The organism is Curtobacterium sp. VKM Ac-1393, from assembly GCF_015350995.1.
Taxonomy (GTDB): Bacteria; Actinomycetota; Actinomycetes; order Actinomycetales; family Microbacteriaceae; genus Curtobacterium.
Genome location: NZ_JADKRW010000006.1, coordinates 93,855 through 115,992, shown reverse-complemented (window position 1 = coordinate 115,992; position 22,138 = coordinate 93,855). Strand labels below are relative to the sequence as shown.

The following is a 22,138-nucleotide window of genomic DNA, read 5'->3' as shown; positions in this document are numbered from 1 at the left end:
CGCTGCGCGCGCGCACCTGTTGTGTCCGCGTGGGGACGACAATGTCGATGTCGCACGACGTCGAGGACGTCGTTCCGGGTCCGTGGGAAGTGCGCGCGGCGGTGGACGGGACACGCGCCGGACGGGAGGCGCGGTGCGGGGCCGGCACGGGCCTCCCGGCCGCCAGCTGGTCGCGCCGGGCGAGCGCCGACGGCTGACGCGACACCGTGGACGTCGTACGACGTCGAGGGTGTCGCTGTGGCGCGTGCGCAACTGTTGCGTGCGGGTGGGGACGACAAGACCGACGTCGTACGACGTCGAGGGCGTCGTTCCGAGTCGACGACCCACCGGAACGCCCGCCGCGAACACCCCCGGAAACGGGGAACGGGCCGGTCGGGATCCGACCGGCCCGTTCACGACCCGAGGCTGAGCGACAACCCGAATGTCGCCCTGCCTCGCAGCGGGCGGTGGCGTCGTACCCTAGTCGGCCACCGACCTGCGATGTTCTTCGTTGAAGGACACCGAACACCAGTAACTATGCCAACCGACAACCCCCGTGTCAGTCGTCATTATGGGGGACAAATTCGGCAGTTCCGGTCCAACGGGTGGGTTCATGCCCCCCGTGCGAGGGGATACCGACCGGGAAGTGCAGCCTGCAACGTCCGCCGAGTCGGGGACACCAGGGGTACACCGAGGTCAGCGGAGCGAACGACCCCAGGCACCCGGGCCGTGGTCGAGCGGACGACGGAGCCCGCGCGACGAAGCCTGCCACCCGGTGCGGGGCTCGTCGACGATCTCGGCACGTCCGGCCGCCGCGGCCTCGTCGGCCTGTCGCTGGAGCACGGCGACCACCGCGGCGAGTTCCTCGGGGGTGGGCTCGCCGGAGACCACCCGGACGTCGGCGACCGAGGCCGGCTCGTCCGAGGGGACCGGAGCTGCGTGACGACCCATCAGTGCGCACCCATCAGAGCGGGATGTTCCCGTGCTTCTTGGGCGGCAGCGTCGCCCGCTTGCCGCGCAGGGCGCGCAGCGCCTTGATGACCGAGACGCGCGTGGCGTGCGGCTGGATGATGCCGTCGAGCTCACCGCGCTCGGCCGCCAGGTAGGGCGACGCGACGTTGTAGGTGTACTCGTTCGCGAGCTTCGTGCGGACCGCGGCGACGTCCTCGCCGGACTCCTCGGCGCGCTTGATCTCGGCGCGGTACAGGATGTTGACGGCGCCCTGACCGCCCATGACGGCGATCTCGGCGGTCGGCCACGCCAGGTTGATGTCGGCGCCGAGCTGCTTCGAGCCCATCACGATGTACGCGCCGCCGTAGGCCTTGCGCGTGATGACGGTGACGAGCGGGACGGTGGCCTCGGCGTAGGCGTACAGCAGTTTGGCGCCGCGGCGGATGACGCCGGTCCACTCCTGGTCGGTGCCGGGCAGGTAGCCGGGCACGTCCACCAGGGTCAGGATCGGGATGCCGAAGGCGTCGCAGAACCGGACGAAGCGGGCGGCCTTCTCGCCGGCGTCGATGTTCAGCGTGCCAGCCATCGCCTGCGGCTGGTTCGCGATGATGCCGACGGTGCGGCCCTCGACCCGGCCGAAGCCGATCAGGATGTTCGGTGCGAAGAGCGGCTGCACCTCGAGGAACTCGCCGTCGTCGACGACGTGCTCGATGATCGTCGTGACGTCGTACGGCTGGTTCGTCGAGTCGGGGATGACGACGTCGAGCTCGTGGTCGGCGTCGGTGGTCTCGAGCTCGGGCGCGACGTCGTAGGCCGGCGGGTCGGACAGGTTGTTGTCCGGCAGGAACCCGATCAGCGACCGCGCGTAGTCGAGGGCGTCGGTCTCGTCCTCGGCCAGGTAGTGGGCGACACCGGAGACGGCGTTGTGCGTCTGGGCGCCGCCGAGCTCCTCGAAGCCGACGTCCTCGCCGGTGACCGTCTTGATGACGTCGGGGCCGGTGACGAACATGTGGCTGGTCTTGTCGACCATGATCACGAAGTCGGTGAGGGCGGGGGAGTACACCGCACCGCCGGCCGCCGGGCCCATGATGATCGACAGCTGCGGGATGACGCCGGACGCCTGGGTGTTGAGGCGGAAGATCTCGCCGTACTTGCCGAGCGCGACCACGCCCTCTTGGATCCGGGCGCCGCCAGAATCGAGGATGCCGATGATCGGCACGCCGGTCTTCAGCGCGTGCTGCATCACCTTGATGATCTTCTCGCCGGCGACCTCGCCGAGCGAGCCACCGAAGACCGTGAAGTCCTGCGCGTACACCGCGACGTTGCGGCCGTGGATCGTGCCGACACCGGTGACGACGGCGTCACCGTAGGGGCGCTTGGCGTCCATGCCGAACGAGGTGGTGCGGTGCCGCACGAACTCGTCGAACTCCACGAAGGAGTTCTCGTCGAGCAGCTGCTCGATGCGTTCGCGCGCGGTGCCCTTGCCCTTGGCGTGCTGCTTGGCGATCGCGGACTCGCCCGCAGCGGTCACGGCCTCGTGGTACCGCTCACGGAGGTCGGCCAGCCGGCCGGCCGTCGTCGAGAGATCGGGGGTGTCTCCTGAAGTCACCCGCTCACCCTACCGGCGGCGGGCACGGGGCTGGTTGGAGGACCCCCACGGTTCCTGCCCGTACATTTGCGTGCATGTCCACATCCCCGTCGTCGTCGTTCCCCGTCACCAGCGAGGCGGTCCGGGCGGCGGGCGCGACCCTCAGCACGCCCGCCGAGACCGGCTCCACGAACGCCGACCTGCTCGCCGTCGCAGCCGAACAGCAGCACGGCAGCGTCGTCGCCACGCTCCACCAGACCTCGGGGCGGGGCCGCCTCGACCGCACGTGGAGTGCGCCGGCCGGCGAGGCGCTCGCGGCGAGCCTGCTCGTCCGCGCGGACCTCGCCGACCACGACCGTGGCTGGCTGCCGCTGGTCGCCGGTGCCGCCATGCGCGACGCGATCGCACGGGTGCTGCCCGCCGGTGCCGACGTCGCGGTGAAGTGGCCGAACGACGTCCAGGTGTCCGGCGACAAGGTGTGCGGCATCCTCTGCCAGGTCGCGGCCGACGGCAGCGTCGTGGTCGGCGCCGGCGTCAACCTCACGATCCCCGCCGACCGTCTGCCCACCACGACGTCGACGTCGCTCGTGCTGGCCGGCGCGGTCGACGACGCCCCGGCCGTGGCCGACGCGGTCCTGTCCGCCTTCCTGCAGTCCGTCCTGGAGGCCGTGGCCGCCCTGGCGACGGGTGGTCCCGCCGCCGAGTCGGTCCGGTCCCACGTCCGCGCCGCGTGCGGCACGATCGGTCGCCGCATCCGCCTCGAGCTGCCCGACGGCACCGTGGAAGAGGCCGACGCCACCGGCATCGACGACGAGGGCCGCATCACGATCCGGGATCGAGCGGGTGACTCCAGGGGCGTCGCCGTGGGGGACGTCACCCACCTGCGGTATGCATGACGGCATGACCGCCGAGCCGCCGCCCGAACGCGTCGTCGCTCGCCTGCGACCGCACGCGCGTCGGCTCGTGCGCCCGGCGGTGTTCGTCGTGCTCGTCACGGTGGCCGGCGGGTTCGGGTTCGGCGTGTTCCGGGCGCAGCTCGCGTGGCTGAACGTCGTGGTCGCCGGCGTCGTCGTGGTGCTCGTGGTGTTCGGCGGCGCCGTCCCGCTGTTCCGGTGGATGTCCGAGCGGTACGTGGTCACCACACGGCGGCTCGTGGTCGTGCACGGTCTCGGCACCCGCACCCGGCGCGAACTCCTGCACTCCCGGGGGTACGACGTCACGGTGCGCCGCCGCGGGTTGCAGGGGGTGTTCCGCTCCGGCGACGTCCTGGTGTTCCCCGGCGACGACCCGGCCCTGGTGCTGGCCGACGTGCCGCACGCCGACCTGGTCGTGGCCGTCCTGCACGACCTGGTCGAGGCGTACGAGGCCCGGCGCCGACACCGCGAGCCCGACTGGGACGAGATCGTCGGCGGCCCCGACCGACCGCCGTGGGGCGACGTCCGCGCCTGACCCGGTGCCACGACACCCGCCCCGGCCGTTGTGGAAGTCGACGCAGAACCCGGTACCGTCTTCGACGTGCGTATCTCTGTGATCGGCTGCGGGTACCTCGGTGCCGTGCACGCCGCCTCCATGGCCAAGCTCGGACACGAGGTCGTCGCCGTCGACGTCGACCCGACGAAGATCGAGCGACTCGCCGCGGGTGAGGCTCCCTTCTTCGAGCCCGGCCTGCCCGAGATCCTGACCGAGGCGCTCGCCTCTGGTCGGATCCGGTTCACCACCGACATGGCCGAGGTCGCCGGTGCCCGCGTGCACTTCCTCGCCGTCGGCACCCCGCAGAGCCCGACCGGCGCCGCGGACATGACCTACGTGAACGCCGCCGTCGCCGCCCTCACCCCGTACCTGTCCGCCGGCGAGTTCGTCGTCGGCAAGTCGACGGTGCCGGTCGGCACCGCTGCGCGCCTGGCCGCCGAGGTGTCCGAGGCCGTCCCCGGCGCGACGCTCGTCTGGAACCCCGAGTTCCTGCGCGAGGGCTTCGCCGTGCAGGACACGATCAGCCCGGACCGCTTCGTCTACGGCGTGCCGGACGGTGACGCCGGACAGGCGGCCGTCGACGCGCTCGACGAGGTCTACGCCGAGGCACTCGCGACCGGCACCCCCCGACTCGTCGTCAACCTGCCCACGGCCGAGCTCGTGAAGATCAGCGCCAACGCGTTCCTCGCCACGAAGATCTCGTTCATCAACTCGATGGCCGAGATCGCCGAGGTCGCCGGTGCCGACGTCACCGCGCTCGCCGACGCCATCGGGCACGACGCCCGCATCGGTCGCAAGTTCCTGAACGCCGGCCTCGGCTTCGGCGGCGGATGCCTGCCGAAGGACATCCGCGCGTTCCAGGCCCGGGCGAACGAGCTCGGCGTCGGGGAGTCCCTGGCGTTCCTGGCCGACGTCGACGCCACCAACCTGCGTCGTCGCGCGCACGTCGTCGAGCTCGCACAGGAGCTGCTCGGCGGGGTCGTCACCGGCAAGCGCGTCGCGGTGCTCGGCCTGGCGTTCAAGCCGAACTCCGACGACGTCCGTGACTCGCCCGCGCTGGACATCGCCGCTCGTCTGCACGAGCTCGGTGCGACGGTGTCGGCGTACGACCCCGAGGCCGTCGTCACCGCCCGTCGCGTGCACCCGGAGCTCGACTTCGTCGAGACCGCGGCGGACGCGCTGGTCGGAGCAGACCTGGTCCTCGTGCTGACCGAGTGGAACGAGTTCCGTGAGCTCGACGCGACGGCAGCGGCGTCCCTGGTGTCGACCCCGGTCGTCATCGACGGCCGGAACTGCCTCGACCGCGACGCGTGGACCGCTGCCGGCTTCACCTACCGCGGCATGGGCCGCTGACGACGAGCGTGGGGACCCGGATCAGGCAACGGCTCCTCGGCGGGTTCCACGGGCGGGAGTGGGCGACCCCGGTCGTCCTCGCCGCGACGCTCTTCGTCCTGGTCGCCGCCGTGGCACGGATCGCCTCGACGGATCCGCTGGGCGGCACCGACGAATCCGCGCACGTGGACTACGCCATCCGCGTCTGGCACGGGCAGCTGCCGGTGCTGATGGACGGTGTCCGCTTCCGGCCCGGGTTCGGCCACACGCCGCCGGTGCAGTGGGTGGCCCAGCACCCGCCGCTCTACTACGCCCTGCTCGCGCCGATCGTCGGCCCCCTCGTCGATTCCGGGCACACCGTGCAGGCGGTGGTCGCCGCGCGGCTCGTGAACGCGGTCATCGTCGCCGCCATCGTGCCCGCGGCGGCCTGGGCTGCGTCACGCTGCTTCCCGGGGGTGCGTCGCCTGCCGGCGACGGTCGCCGTGGTGTCCGGGTTCACCGCGGTCGTGATCGTGCAGGGCGGTGTCGTCTACAACGACTCGCTCGCCGCCTTCTTCGGTGTCCTGGCGTGCGGCGTCGCCGGCGCCGCCCTGCGTTCCGGGGTCACCACGCGGCTCGTCGTCGGCGGTGCGGTCGTCGCCGCTGCCGGCATCAGCACACGCCTCTCGTTCGCACTGTGGCTCGTCGCGATCGCCGTGGCGTTCCTGCTCTGCCGACAGGTGCGTGTCGCGCGACTCCGGGGCCCGTGGGCGCGGGTGCTCGTCGCCCTCGTGCCGGTCGTGGCTGCGGCGGGTGCGTCCGGCTGGTTCTGGATCCGCAACGTGGTGGTCGCGGGCTCCTTCAGCGGGCGACCGAAGGCCTGGCCGGGGTGGGTGCCGCGCGAGCACTTCACCGACGGTGAGATCGTCGCGATGCCGCTCTTCTGGAAGCAGCTGTTCGCCGTGTACCGAGGGGCGCTCGACCTGTTGGACCCGGTGCCGTGGACCCTGTTCACGGTGCCGCTGGTGCTCGCCGTCGGGTCTGCAGTGGCCCTGGTGGTCCGTGGTGTCGTCCGACGCCGATCCGGAGCGCAGCCGACCGAGCGAGCTGCGGCGGCGGCGCACTGGCGACGCGCCCTCGTCGTCGCGATGCTCGCCACCGTCGCCGTGTTGTTCGTCGCCGTCCAGGTCCGGTACGCCGCCGGGGGCGGTGCGCCGATCAACCGGTACCCACTCGCCATCTGGGGCCCGATCGCGCTCGCGATCGCCGCCGGGCTCCGGTTCTGGCAGCGGGCGGCCGTCGTGCTCGTGCCCGCGTGGGTGCTCCTCGCCCTCGTGCCGATCGCGAGTCTGCTGCACCCGGAGGGCGCGTCGCTGGTCCCGCACTCGGCCACGGTCGTCCTCGGGGCGACGGTACTGGCCGGACTGCTCGCCCTCGTGACGATCGCGCTGTTCGTGCTCGGCGAGGTCGACGCCATCCGTGGACGCGGCGTGTCCCGCGCGGCGGAGGGGTCCGCCGACGGTCAGCCGATCGCGGCGCGCAGGACCGCGCGGTAGCGCTCGCCGATCCGCTCGGTCGAGAACTCCGCTGCCGACACCACGGCCTGCTCCTGGAACCGTGCTCGTGCGGCGCCGTCGGAGAGCACACGCTGCAGTGCTGCTCGGAGCGCGGTGACGTCGCCCGGCGGCACGAGGATGCCCGAGTGGTCGTCCTGCACGACGTCGCGGATGCCCGGCAGGTCGCTCGCCACGATGGCGGCGCCGACGGCAGCGGCCTCGAGCAGCGTGACCGGCAGGCCTTCCTGGTCGCCGTTCGCCGCCGGGATCGACGGCACCGCGACGACGGTCGCCGCCGCCAGGGTCTCGAGCACCTCGGTGCGCCCCCGCTGCCCGAGGAACGTGACCGGCAGGCCGGCGGCCTGCTCTTCGAGTTGCGCGCGGTACGGGCCGTCGCCGACCACGGTGAGCCGCCACGGCACGTCGTCTCCGAGCCCGCGGAGTGCCTCGATCAGGTTGCCGAAGCCCTTCTTCTCGACGAGCCGGCCGACCGCGACGACGTGGTGCTCCTGCGCCGGGACGCGGGCCCGGGTGTCGCGGGCCGGGCCGAGGTCGACGCCCATCGGGATGACGGTCGAGCGCGCCTCGGGCACGCCCCACTCGGACAGCCGCTCGCGCATCTCGGAGTTCACCGTCGTCACGTGTGCCGAGCGGCCGAAGATCCAACGCTTGAGGCGCACCAGGGGAGCGGCGCGGAGCGCGTAGATGTCACCGCCGTGCGTCGTGACGACGACGGGCACGCCCGGGGCCGCCAGCGTCGCGACCAGGGCCTGGGGGATCGCCCAGTGGGCGTGGATGACGTCGGGCTTCGCGGAGCGGACCACGCGTCGCACGGCGAGGTACTGCGCGAGCACCAGGGCGGGCACCTGGACGATGCGGGAGCGGCGCTCCTTCAGGTTGTCGAGGATCGCGCCGTCGGCCAGGTCTTCGAACCGACGCGGGAAGTACGGGTAGCGGCGCACCGCGACCTCGCCGATGCGCTCCTTCGCGGCGCCGCCGGGGACCCGTGGCGTCAGCACGAGGGTGTCGAACTCGGTGGCCTCCTGGTGGGCGAGGTCGAGCACGAACGCCGGGACCCCGTCGTCCGGCCGGGCCGGGAACGTGGAGCCCAGGACGAGCAGACGGGGGCGGTCCTGGTGGGATCGGGCGGAGCGGGTGGTGCGGGACATCGTGCCTTTCCGGGGTGGCGGTGGACGGTCCGGTAGGCTCTCCACCCGTGCGCGTTCTGATCCACAATAGCGATTCGCCCCACAACCGCGGGGACCGGGCGATCCTCGCCGGCAACGTCGAGCTGGTCCGGCGGCGGTGGCCCGATGCCGAGATCGTCTCCCTGTCGCAGTACCCCGAGCGGGACGGCGAGTGGTTCGGGATCCGGTTCCTGCCGGTCTCCCCGTACAGCACCGGCATCGGCGACCTGTTCGCGCTGCTCCGTGCTGCCCGCAGCGCCGACGTGGTGCTGTGGGGCGGCGGCGAGATCCTCAAGGACTACACGAACAAGCTCGGCCTCGTGTACTGGTTCGGCAAGATGGCGTTGGTCCGCGCGGTCAACAAGAACCTGGTCGGCGCGTTCCAGGGGATCGGTCCGACGACCGCCGGGGTCAGCAAGCGCCTCATCCGCGCCACCGTCGACCTGTGCCGCTCGTTCGCCGTGCGTGACGACGAGTCGCGCGAGAAGCTCCTGGCGTGGGGTGTCCGCACGCCCATCGTGTCGTCGTTCGACCCGGCCGTCGTCGGGACCGTGACGGCGCCCGACGCCGAGGTGCTCGAGCGGCTCGAACGCACCACCGGCCTGACCGCCGAGCGACTCGAGGGCTCGATCGGCTTCGGCGTCCGCCGCTGGTTCCACTACAAGCGCAGCGGCTGGATCCCGTTCCGGTTCCTGCCGAAGCGTTTCCGCGAGACCGGGGTCGACAGCGACAAGCTCGTCACCTACCGGCAGGCCGTCGCCGACCTGGCCGACCGGGTGATCGACCGCTGGGATGCCGACGTCGTCTTCTACCCGATGCACATGGAGGCCTCCGAGGGCGACGCCGCCTTCGCCCGCGAGGTCATCGCCCTGATGCAGCACGGTGACCGCACCCACGTGGTCGAGGCCGACGAGTTCTCGCCGTCCGAGTACGCCGGCCTGATGTCCCGCAGCCGACTGTTCCTGGCGAGCCGACTGCACTCCGCCATCGTCGCGACGATCGCCGGCGTGCCCGCTGCGGTGCTCTACTACGTCGACAAGGGCCGGCTGTTCTTCGAGCAGATGGGCCAGCAGGAGTTCTCGAAGCCGATCGAGGCCGCGCTCGAGGAGCGCTTCGTCGACGACGTCACCGCGCAGCTCGAGCGCCTCGACGCGGACCGCGACGCGGTCCGCGCGCAGCTCGCCGAGGGCGTGGCCCGGATGGCCACCGCGCTCGACGCCGACTTCGCCGAGGCGACCCGCGACGTCCGCTGACACCGCCGGGGTGATCTGCGCCCCTGACGGACGGGAGGCCCGTGGCGACACCGCCACGGGCCTCCCGTCCGTCATCCGCACCCGCTCAGGGCGTGACGCGCGTCACTCGGTCTTGGCCGCGAAGCGCTTCAGGTAGGTGATGTCGTTCCGGTAGACGTCCTGGTCGCCGGGGAGCACCCCGCTGGACGCCCACTGCCAGAAGGTCCACTTCGACCAGCTGCGGCCGAGGGTGCCGGGCGTCGTGAAGTCCTTGACGGGGTAGAGCGCGACGAAGAGCGGGTTCTTCGAGAACTGGTTGCTGTTGTTCGTGCAGCGCTTCCACCAGTCGGTGGTCGTGTAGATCGCCGGGTAGCGGCCGATCTTCTTCTTGACGGTGCTCGAGAAGGCCTTGATCCAGCTGCGCATCTGCGCCCAGGACAGGCCGTAGCAGGTGCCCTGCGCGGCGCTGCCGTACTCGATGTCGAGCAGGGGCGGCAGGGTCTTGCCGTCTTTCGACCACTGGCCGCCGTGCGCGAAGAAGTAGTTCGCGGTCGCCGCGCCGCTCGCCTGGCTCGGCTGCGCGTAGACGTAGCCACCCCGGATGAGGTTGCGCTGCTTCGCGGTGGCGTACTGCTGCTTGTACGTCGAGCTGACGTACGAGGTGCCCTCCGTCGCCTTGACGTAGGCGAAGCGGGCGCCGTTGCGGTACGCCTGCCGGAAGTTGACGCTCGGCTGCCAGGCGCTGATGTCGAAGCCCTGGACGCGCCCCGGGGGCGGGCCGGAGGCGGTCGCTGCGGTGGAGGTGCTCAGCGACTGGGCGCTCACCCCACCGGCTGCGGCGTCCGGGTCGGTGACCGTGACGTGCGACTGGCCCGCGTGGGCGGCGATTCCGGCGCCCATCGTGTGGTTGCCGGTTCGGTCCATCTCGGCGATGGAGAGCTGCTCCGGCTCCGGCGTCGGCGCTGCCGAGACCGACGCTGTCGGCGCGGCCGCGGTGGGGGCGGTGTCGGCGATCGCCGGTCCGCTGCCGAAGGTGATGGCCCCGGCGACGGCGGCAACGGTGCCGAGTCCGAGGATCCTGGTGATCGGTGCGCGCATGTGGTCTCGTCTTCCCTGTCGAGATGCCGTGGGTCCCTGATCACCCACGCCGAGGTCCGAGCGATGCTACCTGCCGACCACGCGTGCTGTCCGCCACGCGCAGGACGTCATGTGGACGTCAGTGGCGCGTGCGAGCGGTCTCGTCGGTGGTGACGGCGTCGTCGTCCGTCTCGACCTCGGGGATGCGTCCACGGTGCGAGACCTCGGCGGTCGCGTGCTTCTGCCGACGGTTCATGAAGTTCCGCTCGACGAGCCACCAGAAGCCGATGCAGACGGCGATCGTGACGGGGATCACGAGGAAGACCATCATCAGGAACTGGTACTTCGGGTACAGCCCGAGGGGCAGCAGCAGCAGGTTGCCGAGGCCCAGGAGCGGGCTGTGGAACAGGTAGATCGAGTACGAGACCAGACCGGCGAGCACGAACGGCTTCCAGGCGAAGAACCGGGCGAGCCAGGTGTGCCGACCGGTGACCGCCTGCCGGCCCATCCATGTGAGCAGGATGCCGGCGAGGATGCCGGTGACGACCTCGGACGGCCAGGTCTGGTGCTGCCAGTAGTCGCGGTTCCGGAAGAAGACCAGGACGGTGCCGATGGCCATCGCGGCCACGAACGCGCCGCTCGCCCACCGCGGGCCGCCGAGCTTCGTGCGCACCGTGCCGGTCAGGTGCTCGTCACGGGCCTTCACGGTCAGTTCGGCGGCGAGCATGCCCACCGCGAAGAGCCCGACGAACCACGGGTGCATCCACGAGTAGCGGCTCTCGGAACCCATCCACATGCCGATGAGGACCAGGCTCGACGCCGTCGCCCACCCGCCGAACACGCGCCAGAGCGGAAGGATCAGCAGCGGCATCAGGAAGTAGATCTGCCACTCGACCGCGACCGTCCACATCGGGCCGTTGATCTTGCCGATGTACTGCGGGAAGAAGTCGTGCACCAGGAAGAAGTGCGTCAGGAACGTGCCCCAGCCCATCGGCAGCTTCGTGTCCCACTGCGTGCCGCCGGGCTGACCGAGCACAGGCACGAACAGGATGAGCAGCGCGAACAGCACCAGCGACGCCCAGTACGGCGGGATGATGCGCCGGGCGCGACGCCAGATGAACTTCCAGAAGCCACCCGGCAGGCGGTACCGGTCGAACCGCGTCAGCACCGGGAGCATCAGCACGTAGCCGGACAGCACGATGAACAGTGGGACGCCGAGGTAGCCCCAGCCGATGATGGGCCGCAGCCAGGGCAGCTCGGTCGGCCCGGTGCCGGTCGTCCCCGTGAAGAGGTAGGCGTGGTAGAAGACCACGGCGAGGGCAGCGAGCCCCCGGAGTCCGTCCAGGTAGGGGAACTCGAGCCGGCCGCCGGCGCGGGGCGCGGGGGCAGCGGAGTCGGCTGCGGGTACTGCGGCGCGGGTTTCGGTGGCCAACGATCGTCCTCGGGGGTGGTCGGAGCGGGGTCGCAGGCAGTCTCCCACACGCCGAGGGAGCCTCGCGATCTGGCCGCGTGCGCCGCGGAGATCCGATCGGATGTCATGATGAAGCACGTGACCTCGACGACCGCAGCTGGACCGCAGATCACCCACGAGCCCGTTCGACGGCGTTCGGGGGCCGTTCCACGTCGCTACCGGCACGTCGTTGCGCCCCTGATCCTGGCGGTGTTCGTCGTCGTCGGCGTCGGTCTGAGTGCCGCCGTGGCCTACCACAACCGCCTCGGCGTGACGAACGTCGACGGCATCTCGTACATGGGGATCGCGCGCGAGTACGCGAACGGGTGGCTTCCCGACGCGATCAACGCCTACTGGTCGCCGATGGTGTCCTGGATGATGGCGCCCTTCATCGCGGCGGGGCTCGGTATGCAGACCGCCTTCGCCGTCGTCAACTGCTTCGCGGTCGCCGTCGTGCTCGGGGTCGGTGGCTGGCTGGTCTGGTCGCAGAACCACCGCATCGTGCCCGCCGTCCTGTTCATGGTCACCGCGATCCCGGCACTGATGAGCGCGGTGTCGGTGCAGACGCCCGACCTGCTCGTCGTCGCGTGGGTGGTCGGGTTCCTCTGGGCGCTCCGGTGGGCGGACCAGGCGTTGCACGGCTCGACGCGGGCCCGACTCGTCTCCGGCGGGGTGCTCGGCGTGGTGGCGGCCATCGGCTACTTCGTGAAGCTGTTCCTGCTGCCCGTGGCGGTCGGCGCCGTCATCCTGTGGCTGGTCCTGCGTGTCTGGTCGGCTCGTCGACGCCGTGAACCGGTCCGACACTGGTGGACCTCGCCCGTCGCCACGATCGTGCTCTTCGCCGTCGTGGTCGCGCCCTGGGTCGGTGCCCTGACGCTGAAGTACGGCTCGCCGACCCTCGGGTCGTCGCTGTCGGTGAACATCGGCTCGAAGTTCGACGACGGCGGCCGCGCCACCGACTGGCCCTTCCTGCCCGTACCCCCCAACTCGCACGCGTTCTCGCCGAACGAGGACTTCACCCCGTCGGTCTACAAGCAGGGGCCGATGGACAACCCGGACCCCTCCGCGGTGCCGCCGACCACCGAGTCGACCACCGACGACACCGGTCCGAAGGTCACGAAGGAATCGGGCATCGCGGCCCGTGCCGGCTACTACCTGCACGAGCGCATGCTCGCGCTGCCGTACTACTTGCAGAAGATCAGCACGTTCGCGCCGTTCGCCGCACCGATCGCCCTGCTGTTCGCCGCGGCCCTGGTCATCGGCGTCGTCCGGTTCCGCCGGTACGCGTTCACCTGCATCGTCGCGGCGACGACCCTGGTGTACTTCGTCGGCTACGGCATGATCACGTCGTCGTCGAGCGGCGGCGGGAACGCGCGGTACTACTGGCCGCTCTTCTACCTGACGGCGATGATCGGCGCGCTCATGCTGCCGGCCGTCTGGCGCCTGGTCCGCCGTCGCGGGGTGGTGCGGACCATCGTCGCCTGCGTCGCGATCGCCGTCGTGCCCGTGGCGTCGTTCACACAGAACTGGTTCGGCTCGCCGGCGCCGTTCTACCCGTCGGTGAACCGCACCGAGGCGCTCCGCGTCACCGGGCCGACCGACGTGCCGGAGATCGTCCGACTCGCCGACCAGATCCGGGCGAGCGGTGCCCTGCCCGAGGACGCCACCGTGATCGGCTCGAACTACCGGTCGCTGTCGTCGCTGGCCTTCCTGACCGACACGCGTGTGTACGGTCGCTCAGGCCAGGGCTACACGTACCACTCCGACGCGATGCGGAAGCTGTTCATCGACGAGGGCGTGCAGTACTTCGTGCAGTTCGACCCCGCGACCGCGCCGGCACGCGACTACTCGATGGCGGGGAAGCTCGTCGGCACGTACAACGCGACGATCTCCTGCAGTGCCGACCGGTCCACCGACCCCGAGATCCCCTGCCGCATCCAGATCGTCAAGTTCGCGAAGTGACCGCCGCTCCAGGGAGCGTGCCACGCCAGCGTCTACGATGACCTGGTCCCGAAGCCCGGCAGGAGACCACGTTTGTCAGGAACCACCAGCGACACGCCCGCGCCCGAGGGGAAGCGTCCGCCGTCCTGGCGACGGTTCCTCGGCAAGGCGATCCCCATCGTCTTCTACGTGCTGCTCGCGGTCTTCCTCGTGCTGTACGTGCGGAGCGTCGACTGGGGGCAGCTCGCCGGGCTGGACTGGCAGTGGTCGTGGGTGATCCTGGCGACGGTGATCAGCCTCGGCTTCCGGTACTGGGGCGTCGGCATCTGGTTCTACCTGCTGCGGCGGCTCGGTGCGACCGGGCTCAAGGGCAGCGGCGTCACCCTGACCTACGTGTACGCGAAGTCCTGGATGGGCCGCTACATCCCCGGCGCAGCGACCTGGATCATCGGCAAGGTCTACTTCGCCTCGAAGCACGGCGTCTCGAAGGCCCGCCTCGGCGTGAGCGGCCTGCTCGAGGGCGCCCTGCAGATCGCGGCCACGTTGGCCCTGGCGCTCGTGCTGCTGCTCATCGACCCCCGCACGCACGAACTCGACCCGTGGCTCATCGTCCTGATGATCGCGGCGTTCGTCGGCTGCGTCGTCTGCCTGATCCCGAAGGTGTTCGTCTTCCTGATCGGCATCGCGCTGAAGATCCTGCGACGCAAGCCGCTCGAGGCCGACGTCCGTCCGAACCTGGGCACGGTCCTCGGTGGGGCCGGCCTGTACGTCGCCGGTGCGATCCTGTCCGGCACGGCGTACTACTTCATCACCCTCGGGGTGTACCCGTCGCTGAAGCTCAGCGACGCGGCCTTCGTCATCGGTGCCGCGAGCATGGCCTCGGCGATCAGCATGCTGGCCGTGTTCGCCCCCGGCGGCCTCGGTGTCCGCGAGGGCGTGCAGGCGCTCCTGCTGGCGCTCGTGATGCCGGCGCCGATCGCGCTCGTCGTGGTCGTCGTCACGCGCGTCTGGAGCCTGGCGGTCGACGGCCTTTTCCTGCTCTGCGCCGCAGCACCGACCTGGTTCCGCCGTGGTCGTCCGACCGACGACCCGTCGGCCGTCGAGGGCAGCGCCCCCGCCGCCTGACAGCGCATCGAGTGAGCAGACGACGACGGGTCCCACGCCGGGACCCGTCGTCGTCTGCTCACTCGGCGGCGTGCGGGATGCGCATGCCGCACGCCCGACGAGTGGTCACGGCGCGGGGGCGGCCACCCGACGGTCGGCACGGGCGACCTGGACGACGGACGCGACCAGGCCCACCGCGACCAGCCCCACGACGACCACGAGCACCGCGGGCGGCACCGGCCCGATCTCCGTGTACCGCAGCAGTCCGCGGCCCGTCACGGGGAACAGCGCGGCGTTCCAGAACCACGCCGACGCCACCGCGAACCCGTACACGCCCACGGCGGGCAGCAACACGGCCAGCGCGACCGCGGCCCACGCGCGTGCACGGCCGGCGGGCACCAGGCGACGCCAGGCCAACGCGCTCAGCACGATCAGGCAGACGATCGCCGGGAAGTAGTAGCGGCCCTGGGTCGCCGCGACCTCGGTGGTGGTCAGGTACGAGTGCGCGCTCGTCCGGTTCTGGATGCCGATGAGCAGCGCCGGGAACACCGCCAGGCAGAGCGCCACACGCAGGTCCGGGCCGCGCCGAAAGGCCCAGCCGACCAGCACGACCAGTGCGACGAGCGTCAGGACCGCGGTCAGCAGGTCGCCCATGCTCACCTGGGCCCGACCGCCGAAGCTGCCCCAGAACGTCCGCGACAGCGTGCCCCAGCTGACGTCGAGGAAGTGCCCGAGGGTCGGGTGCTCGCCCGGGGGGAAGTCCTTCGGCGGGCGCATCGCGGTGTAGCCGTTCGGCTGGATCCGGCCGTAGGCGAACCAGTTGTGGAGCCACCACCACGCCCCGATGCCACCGGACACGGCCATCGCCACGACGGTGCGGACCGCGCGTTGCCGCAGGGACAGCACGCTGGCGCCGGCGAACAGGACGACCACCGCCACGAACGGCACCGCCGGCAACCCGGTGCCCTTGATCCAGACCAGCGCGCCGAGCACCACCGCCAGGGCGATCGTGGTGCGCCACCGGGTGTCGCCGGTCAGCAGCCGGGTGGCGAGCCACACGACGATTCCGGCGACGAGCAGCACGGGCGCGTCGTTCGAGAAGGACGAACCGATGGAGGCGAGCTCGGGCGTCGCGAAGACCGCGAGCGCGCCGACCAGGGCAGCCCGTGGCGACCGGGTCACCCGGCGGACCGACGCCCACGCCAGCAGCGGCAGCGCGGTGACGGCGAGGACGTCGGCGAGGCGCAGCGCGGTGAAGGCCCGGTCCCACCGCAGGTCCCCGAAGTCCACGGCGCGCAGGACCGCGGCCCCCGCGAGGTACGCGGTCGGCGGGTGCTGGGTCATCTGGTTGACCATCGACGACTGCCCAGGGGCGTTCTGCAGCAGCTCGCTGACGGTCGACCACTCGCTCGCCGGCTTCGTCGCCTGCTCGACCTTGGCGGCCTGCACGGCGTTGGTCACGAACAGGTCGCCGGGGGCGGCCCAGGCATCACCGAGGGCGACGTGCACCGCGGCGTCGATGTGCGCGGTCTCGTCCGGAGCCTCGAACACCGGCACGATCAGGGCCCAGGCGACGAGCCACAGGCCGAAGGTCGCCGTGACGATCGCGATCGCCACACGCTCCCAGCGGGCGGTGCGGGGTGGTGCGGTGGTGCTGGTGGTGGTCTCGTGGGCCGTCACCCGTCGAGTCTAGAGCGAGTGCCTAGAGCGCGTGCCTACCGTGCGACGTCGGTGGCGACGGGCTCCGACGAGGTTCGCTCGGGGTGGTACACCCACACCTTGTAGAGCCAGAACCGGAACACCGTGCCGAGGACCAGCCCGACGATGTTCGCCACGTTGTCGGCGAGGACCGAGGTCAGTCCCATCGCGTAGTGGGACACCCCGAGGCAGGCGAGCGCGATGACCATGCCGCCGAGCGACACGACGACGAACTCGATGCCCTCACGGGTCGCGACCGCCCGGCGCTGCTCACGGAACGTCCAGTACCGGTTGCCCATCCAGTTCACGAAGATCGCCACGACCGTGGAGACGACCTTCGCCCAGAACGGCCCCGAGTGGACGTCCTCGGGGTTCAGGACGGTGAGCCGCAGCACGTTGAACACCGTGGTGTCCACGACGAAGCCGACGGCACCGACCACGCCGAAGCGTGCCAGTTGAGCAATGAGGCGCCGCACGTGCCCTCCAGGATCCGTAGAGTTGTGTCCGGTCGCGCACAGCGCGACCCGAACAGCGATTGTAGACAACGCGTTCGCACCACTCGGTGGGAACGCCGGAAGGATCACACAGCATGGCGTTGCGCGTCGGGGTCATCGGTGGGGGACAGCTGGCACGGATGATGGTGCCGGCGGCCGTCGAGCTGGGCATCGACATCCGGGTGCTCGCCGAGGGCCCGGGCATGTCGGCTGCGATCGCCGCCACGGCCGAGGGCGACTACCACGACGTCGACACGGTCCTGGCGTTCGCCCGCGACGTCGACGTCGTCACCTTCGACCACGAGCACGTGCCACAGGAGGTCCTGCGCGCCCTGGTCGACGCCGGCGTCGCCGTCCGCCCCGGCCCCGGGCCGCTCGCGGTCGCCCAGGACAAGATCACCATGCGCAGGAGGCTCTCCGAGCTCGGGCTGCCGGTGCCGGACTGGGCAGCGGTCCACGACCCCGACGAACTCCGCGCCTTCCTCGACGACCACGGCGGGCGTGCGGTCGTGAAGACCCCGCGCGGCGGCTACGACGGCAAGGGCGTGCGGGTCGTGTCGGACGCCTCCGACGTCGACGACTGGTTCATCGCCGTCGCCGAGGCCGGTGGCGGCCAGGCGCTGCTCGCCGAGGAACTCGTGCCCTTCACCCGCGAGCTCGCGCAGTCCGTGGCCCGGCGGCCCTCCGGCCAGGTCGTCGCCTGGCCCCTGGTCGAGACCGTGCAGCGCGACGGCGTCTGCGCCGAGGTCATCGCCCCGGCACCCGACAGCGCCGGCCGCATCGCCGACGTGACCGAGTCGATCGCGGTCCGGATCGCCGAGGAGCTCGGGGTCACGGGCGTCCTGGCGGTGGAGCTGTTCCAGACCGACGACGAGCGCATCCTGATCAACGAGCTCGCGATGCGACCGCACAACACCGGGCACTGGACGATCGACGGTGCGACGACGAGCCAGTTCGAGCAGCACCTGCGTGCCGTGCTCGACCTGCCGCTCGGCGCCACCGGCTCGTTCGCCCCGGCCGCCGTGATGGTCAACGTGCTCGGCGGGCCGGCCGACGGCGACCTCGCCGCTCGGTACCCGGCCGCGCTCGAGGCGTTCCCCGAGGCCAAGTACCACTTCTACGGCAAGGCACCCCGACCGGGTCGGAAGATCGGGCACGTCACGGTGCTCGGCGACGACGTCGACGACGTCGTCTACCGGGCGCGCGCGGCCGCGGCGCACTTCGACGACTGACACCGGGTCCGTCGACGCGACGGGTGGCGGACTGGGCCCACGCCGCCGGTACCGGAGCGACGCGCCAGCGGCGGTCCGGCCGTGTCGGTGGGGGGAGGCCCGTGGCGACGCCGCCACGGGCCTCCCGTCCGTCCGTGGGTCGCGTCCAGGGCGACCGGCGCGTCCCCCGGACTGCCGACACCCGCTCGGGTGGCACCCGCACTGGCGGGTGGTGGCCCGCGGCGGCCCGTGTTCCCATGGAACGGTCCGGAGTCGACCGTTCGAGGAGTGTGTCCATGCGTCGCCGTCAGCGCCGTGCTGTCCTCTGCGCCGCCGCCGTCGCACTCACCGCCCTCGTCGGCGCACTGCTGCCGGTGAGTGGCGCGTCCGCCGTCACCTCGGCGGCGACCATCCGCTCCGCGACGGCACAGTCGCTCTACGGGGCAGGGCCGTACCGCTCGCCGACCAGCGAAGCAGCGAAGGCCCAGGCCGCACTCGCCTCGTCGGACCCGGCCGGCGCGAAGGCCGCCGCGACGATCGCGCGGTACCCCGTCGCGACCTGGCTCGGCGAGTGGACGCAGGGCACCCAGCTGACGAAGACGATCAGCGCTGCGGTCACCGGCGCCGACGACTCCGGCACGACCCCGGTGTTCGTCCTCTACGCGATCCCCGACCGCGACTGCGGCGGGTACTCGGCGGGCGGGTTCTCGGAGGACTCCTACGACGCCTGGGTCGACCAGGTCACCGCCGCGCTCGCCGGGCACCGCGCCGCCGTCGTCGTCGAGCCGGACTCGCTCGCGATGCTCAGCAACGCGAAGTGCAGCGCCACGCTCGACGAACAGCGCTACCGGATCCTCTCCCGCACCGTCGCCGGGCTCACCGCTGCGGGCGTGCCGGCCTACCTCGACGCCGGCAACTCGAACTGGGTGCCGCCGGCCACCATGGCGGCACGGCTGAACAGCGCTGGCGTGCAGCAGGCTCGCGGGTTCTTCACCAACGTCGCGAACTACTACCCGACCGCCCAGGAGCAGGCCTACGCGCAGAAGGTGTCCGCGGCCACCGGAGGGTCGCACTACGTGATCGACACCTCGCGGAACGGGCAGGGCTGGCGGGGCACCTGGTGCAACGGTCCCGGCGCCGGGCTCGGCACCTCGCCCCGGGTCGTCGCCGACGGCACCGCGCTCGACGCCCTGCTGTGGGTGAAGACCCCCGGCGCGAGCGACGGCACCTGCAACGGCGCCCCGGCCGCGGGCACGTGGTGGTCGACGTACGCGCAGGCCCTCGTGGCGAACGCCCGGCTCGGCATGCCCGCACCCGACCTCGCTCCCCGCGGTGCGCTCGAGGTCGTCGCCGGCACCGGGGGTGGCGTGCGGGTGACGGGGTGGGCGTTCGACGAGGACGACCCCACGCAGCCCGTCCGGGTCCGCGCCACCGTCGACGGCGTCGTCGCGGGCGCCACCGCCGCCGCGCTCGACCGACCCGATGTGGACCGCGCTGCCGGCGTCGGTGCGGCACACGGCTTCGACGGCGTCGTACCCGCTGCCGCCGGCGCTCGCCGTGTCTGCGTCACCGCGGTCAACATCGGTGCCGGGTCGGACACGACGCTCGGGTGCGCGACGGTCCGGGCCTTCCGACACGATCCCTACGCCGCGCTCGAATCGGCGACGGCGACGGCGACGGGCGGCCGCGTCAGCGTGCGCGGTTGGGCGTTCGACGGCGACGCCGTGTCGGCCGCCAGCACCGTCGCGATCACCGTCGACGGCAAGCGTGTGGCGTCGCTGTCGGCCGGCCGCAAGCGCACCGACGTCGACCGGACGTGGGGTTCGGGAGCGAAGCACGGGTTCGCCGGCACCGTCGCGGTGCGGGCCGGGAAGCACCGGGTCTGCGCGGTCGCGCGGAACACCGGCGCCGGGACGGACCGCACGGCCAGTCCGTGCCGGTCCGTGACCGTGCGCTGAGGGCGCGGTCGGATGGCCGGCGACCCCGCACCGTGCGAGGAGTGGGTGCTGCGTGCGCACGGTGCGGCCCTGGTCTCCCGGTGCGGGGTTGCTCGCTGGGTGCGGTCCTGCACGCTCGCACGGAGCGGGCAACACGCGCACCACTGACGAACGAGGCGCCGTGCTCCATCCGTGACGATCGCGGCACGGTGCGCTGCCGACCGGCGGGTGCGAGTCTGCTCGATCCGTGCGAGAGGATGGGCGCATGCCGCGTGATCTCGTCCGCCGGGCCGCCCGCCGCCTCCGCCGAGCCGTCGTCGGCACGCCGCCCACTCCAGCGCCGTTGCCCGTCCTCGGCTACGTCGTCGCGGGCGGCGACGGGGCGCACCCGGCGTCCGCCCACGTGCGGGTGGTCCGGCGCACCGAACACCTCGCGGCCAGTGGCACGGCTGCGGTCCGCCAGGTCGACCCCGGCGCGTTCATCGACGGGACCGACACCACGGAGTACGCCGCGGTGCTGGTGCAGCGCGACAACCTGCCGCGCGACGCCGTGCAGCGCTTCCTCGACGCCGCTGCCGCCCGTGGGGTCCGCGTGGTCGGCGAGGTCGACGACGACTTCTTCACCGCGTCCGGCCGCGCGCGCCTGGCACGGGCCGAGTACGACCCGGACCGCCTCGCGTCGATCGACGCCCTGGTCCGCGGTGCCGACACCGTCGTCGTGAGCACACCAGAGCTCGCGGACGTCGTGCGTCCGGTCGCCCGCGAGGTGGTCGTCGTGCCGAACGCCCTCGACCCCGGGCTCTGGACGCCCGGCGACACCGAGGACGACGACGACCGACCCGACGGCGAACACCGCGTGCTCTACATGGGCACCCTGACCCACGCCGCCGACCTCGAACTGCTGCGCGACGTCTTCACCGACCTGACGGCCACCGACGGCGCACCGATCCGCCTCGAGGTCATCGGTGTGACCGACGAGGGGGGTGCCGACTGGTTCCGCCGGATCGAGGTGCCGGACGGCCACTACCCGGCGTTCTCGCGGTGGCTCGTCGCGCACCGGGAGCGCTGGCGAGCCGGGGTCGCCCCGCTGCGCGACGAGGAGTTCAACCGGGCGAAGAGCGACCTGAAGTTCCTGGAGTACACCGCGCTCGGGCTGCCCGCGGTGGTGTCCGATCGGCCGTCGTACGCCCTGGCGCGCGCGCACGGAGCCGTTGCGGTGCCCGACGGCACCGAGGCGTGGCGCGCTGCCGTGCGGGCCGCCGTCGAGGTCGGGACGGCCGACGAACGCGCGGTCCGGTGGGTGACGGGGGAGCGGACGATCGGCCGTGACGACGACGCCTGGCGCCGCGTGCTGCTCGGCTAGGCTCGTCGCGTGACCGACACCGCCGCACCCGCACAGCCGCTCGTCTCGATCATCATGGGCTCGGACTCCGACTGGCCGACGATGCGCGCCGCGGCGGACATCCTCACCGAGCTCGGCATCCCGTTCGAGGCCGACGTCGTCTCGGCGCACCGCACGCCCGACAAGATGACCCGGTTCGCCCGTGGTGCCGCCGCGCGCGGCATCCGCGTGGTGATCGCCGGTGCCGGTGGTGCCGCCCACCTGCCGGGCATGGTGGCGTCGATGACGACCCTGCCCGTCATCGGTGTGCCCGTGCAGCTGGCGCGACTCGACGGTCTCGACTCGCTGCTGTCGATCGTGCAGATGCCCGCCGGCATCCCGGTCGCGACGATGGCGATCAACGGTGCGGCGAACGCCGGTCTGCTCGCAGCACGGATCATCGGGTCGTCGGAGCCGGCCGTCGCCGCTCGTCTGACGGAGTACGCCGACGGGCTCGAGAAGCTGGTCGAGGAGAAGGCCGCGCGCCTTCGCGACTCCCTCTAGCGTTCCGCGCGCGGGGCCCCTGGGCCGTCGAACGGACTGCCGCCGTTCAGCAGGCCGTAGGCGATCG

General features: G+C 71.9%; 18 protein-coding genes. 11 read left to right on the top strand and 7 right to left on the bottom strand.

The annotated features are described in order from the left end of the window. Positions 1–675: 675 nt before the first annotated feature. The gene (locus tag ITJ59_RS14135; protein ID WP_194651952.1) at positions 676–930 is read right to left on the bottom strand and encodes an acyl-CoA carboxylase subunit epsilon; all 255 of its coding nucleotides are present in this window, start codon (positions 928–930) and stop codon (positions 676–678) included. Between the two features lie 13 nt (positions 931–943). Beyond that, positions 944–2,539 (bottom strand): acyl-CoA carboxylase subunit beta, encoded by a 1,596-nt coding sequence (locus ITJ59_RS14130; protein ID WP_194651951.1) that lies wholly within the window; start codon positions 2,537–2,539, stop codon positions 944–946. 74 nt (positions 2,540–2,613) lie between these two features. On the opposite strand from ITJ59_RS14130, the gene ITJ59_RS14125 reads away from it, so the two are divergent. From ITJ59_RS14125 to ITJ59_RS14110, 4 genes are all read left to right on the top strand, one after another. Further along, the gene (locus ITJ59_RS14125) at positions 2,614–3,414 is read left to right on the top strand and encodes a biotin--[acetyl-CoA-carboxylase] ligase (RefSeq protein ID WP_194651950.1); all 801 of its coding nucleotides are present in this window, start codon (positions 2,614–2,616) and stop codon (positions 3,412–3,414) included. Positions 3,415–3,418: 4 nt separating this feature from the next. Continuing rightward, the gene (locus tag ITJ59_RS14120; protein ID WP_194651949.1) at positions 3,419–3,967 is read left to right on the top strand and encodes a PH domain-containing protein; all 549 of its coding nucleotides are present in this window, start codon (positions 3,419–3,421) and stop codon (positions 3,965–3,967) included. Positions 3,968–4,033: 66 nt separating this feature from the next. Continuing rightward, positions 4,034–5,341, top strand: a complete 1,308-nt coding sequence (locus ITJ59_RS14115) for a UDP-glucose dehydrogenase family protein (RefSeq protein ID WP_194651948.1) — start codon at positions 4,034–4,036, stop codon at positions 5,339–5,341. Between the two features lie 8 nt (positions 5,342–5,349). Further along, the gene (locus ITJ59_RS14110) at positions 5,350–6,855 is read left to right on the top strand and encodes a hypothetical protein (protein ID WP_194651947.1); all 1,506 of its coding nucleotides are present in this window, start codon (positions 5,350–5,352) and stop codon (positions 6,853–6,855) included. Here ITJ59_RS14110 and ITJ59_RS14105 read toward each other — a convergent pair. Continuing rightward, entirely contained in the window at positions 6,822–8,024 is a 1,203-nt protein-coding gene (locus tag ITJ59_RS14105) for a glycosyltransferase (RefSeq protein WP_194651946.1), read from the bottom strand. The genes ITJ59_RS14110 and ITJ59_RS14105 overlap by 34 nt on opposite strands. 47 nt (positions 8,025–8,071) lie before the next feature. Between ITJ59_RS14105 and ITJ59_RS14100 the strand changes: the two genes are divergently transcribed. Further along, positions 8,072–9,295 carry a polysaccharide pyruvyl transferase family protein gene (locus ITJ59_RS14100; RefSeq protein WP_194651945.1) on the top strand — a complete coding sequence of 408 codons (1,224 nt, stop codon included), beginning with the start codon at positions 8,072–8,074 and terminating at the stop codon, positions 9,293–9,295. A gap of 102 nt (positions 9,296–9,397) precedes the next feature. Here the strand turns inward: ITJ59_RS14100 and ITJ59_RS14095 are convergent, their stop codons facing one another. Both ITJ59_RS14095 and ITJ59_RS14090 read right to left on the bottom strand, forming a co-directional pair. Further along, positions 9,398–10,372: a GH25 family lysozyme gene (locus ITJ59_RS14095; RefSeq protein ID WP_228511566.1), complete on the bottom strand. Its 975-nt coding sequence runs from the start codon at positions 10,370–10,372 to the stop codon at positions 9,398–9,400. Between the two features lie 118 nt (positions 10,373–10,490). Beyond that, entirely contained in the window at positions 10,491–11,783 is a 1,293-nt protein-coding gene (locus tag ITJ59_RS14090; RefSeq protein ID WP_194651944.1) for an acyltransferase family protein, read from the bottom strand. Between the two features lie 117 nt (positions 11,784–11,900). Here ITJ59_RS14090 and ITJ59_RS14085 point away from each other — a divergent pair, with 117 nt between their 5' ends. Then, on the top strand, positions 11,901–13,763 hold the full coding sequence (locus ITJ59_RS14085; RefSeq protein ID WP_194651943.1) for an ArnT family glycosyltransferase: 1,863 nt from the start codon (positions 11,901–11,903) through the stop codon (positions 13,761–13,763). A 72-nt stretch (positions 13,764–13,835) separates the two neighbouring features. After that, on the top strand, positions 13,836–14,867 hold the full coding sequence (locus ITJ59_RS14080) for a lysylphosphatidylglycerol synthase domain-containing protein (protein WP_194651942.1): 1,032 nt from the start codon (positions 13,836–13,838) through the stop codon (positions 14,865–14,867). Between the two features lie 105 nt (positions 14,868–14,972). On the opposite strand, the gene ITJ59_RS14075 is transcribed toward ITJ59_RS14080, so the two are convergent. Further along, positions 14,973–16,526 carry a DUF2142 domain-containing protein gene (locus ITJ59_RS14075; RefSeq protein WP_194651941.1) on the bottom strand — a complete coding sequence of 518 codons (1,554 nt, stop codon included), beginning with the start codon at positions 16,524–16,526 and terminating at the stop codon, positions 14,973–14,975. A gap of 35 nt (positions 16,527–16,561) precedes the next feature. Continuing rightward, complete coding sequence (locus ITJ59_RS14070; RefSeq protein ID WP_194651940.1) at positions 16,562–17,020, bottom strand: GtrA family protein; 459 nt, start codon at positions 17,018–17,020, stop codon at positions 16,562–16,564. Positions 17,021–17,133: 113 nt separating this feature from the next. Here ITJ59_RS14070 and ITJ59_RS14065 point away from each other — a divergent pair, with 113 nt between their 5' ends. The 4 genes from ITJ59_RS14065 to purE all read left to right on the top strand — a co-directional run bounded on the left by ITJ59_RS14065 (position 17,134) and on the right by purE (position 22,071). Continuing rightward, positions 17,134–18,270, top strand: coding sequence for a 5-(carboxyamino)imidazole ribonucleotide synthase (locus ITJ59_RS14065; protein WP_194651939.1), 1,137 nt, complete (start codon positions 17,134–17,136; stop codon positions 18,268–18,270). A gap of 275 nt (positions 18,271–18,545) precedes the next feature. Further along, entirely contained in the window at positions 18,546–20,207 is a 1,662-nt protein-coding gene (locus ITJ59_RS14060; RefSeq protein WP_194651938.1) for a glycoside hydrolase family 6 protein, read from the top strand. Positions 20,208–20,451: 244 nt separating this feature from the next. Further along, complete coding sequence (locus tag ITJ59_RS14055) at positions 20,452–21,549, top strand: hypothetical protein (protein ID WP_194651937.1); 1,098 nt, start codon at positions 20,452–20,454, stop codon at positions 21,547–21,549. A gap of 9 nt (positions 21,550–21,558) precedes the next feature. Further along, positions 21,559–22,071 carry a 5-(carboxyamino)imidazole ribonucleotide mutase gene (gene purE, locus ITJ59_RS14050; RefSeq protein ID WP_323749513.1) on the top strand — a complete coding sequence of 171 codons (513 nt, stop codon included), beginning with the start codon at positions 21,559–21,561 and terminating at the stop codon, positions 22,069–22,071. Positions 22,072–22,138: the final 67 nt, after the last annotated feature.

What these genes read in the sequence shown, in the direction of transcription:
- ITJ59_RS14135 (WP_194651952.1), bottom strand. Translation starts at nt 930, where the DNA reads ATGGGTCGTCACGCAGCTCCGGTCCCCTCGGACGAGCCGGCCTCGGTC.
- ITJ59_RS14125 (WP_194651950.1), top strand. Translation starts at nt 2,614, where the DNA reads ATGTCCACATCCCCGTCGTCGTCGTTCCCCGTCACCAGCGAGGCGGTC.
- ITJ59_RS14120 (WP_194651949.1), top strand. Translation starts at nt 3,419, where the DNA reads ATGACCGCCGAGCCGCCGCCCGAACGCGTCGTCGCTCGCCTGCGACCG.
- ITJ59_RS14105 (WP_194651946.1), bottom strand. Translation starts at nt 8,024, where the DNA reads ATGTCCCGCACCACCCGCTCCGCCCGATCCCACCAGGACCGCCCCCGT.
- ITJ59_RS14095 (WP_228511566.1), bottom strand. Translation starts at nt 10,372, where the DNA reads ATGCGCGCACCGATCACCAGGATCCTCGGACTCGGCACCGTTGCCGCC.
- ITJ59_RS14065 (WP_194651939.1), top strand. Translation starts at nt 17,134, where the DNA reads ATGGCGTTGCGCGTCGGGGTCATCGGTGGGGGACAGCTGGCACGGATG.
- ITJ59_RS14060 (WP_194651938.1), top strand. Translation starts at nt 18,546, where the DNA reads ATGCGTCGCCGTCAGCGCCGTGCTGTCCTCTGCGCCGCCGCCGTCGCA.
- ITJ59_RS14055 (WP_194651937.1), top strand. Translation starts at nt 20,452, where the DNA reads ATGCCGCGTGATCTCGTCCGCCGGGCCGCCCGCCGCCTCCGCCGAGCC.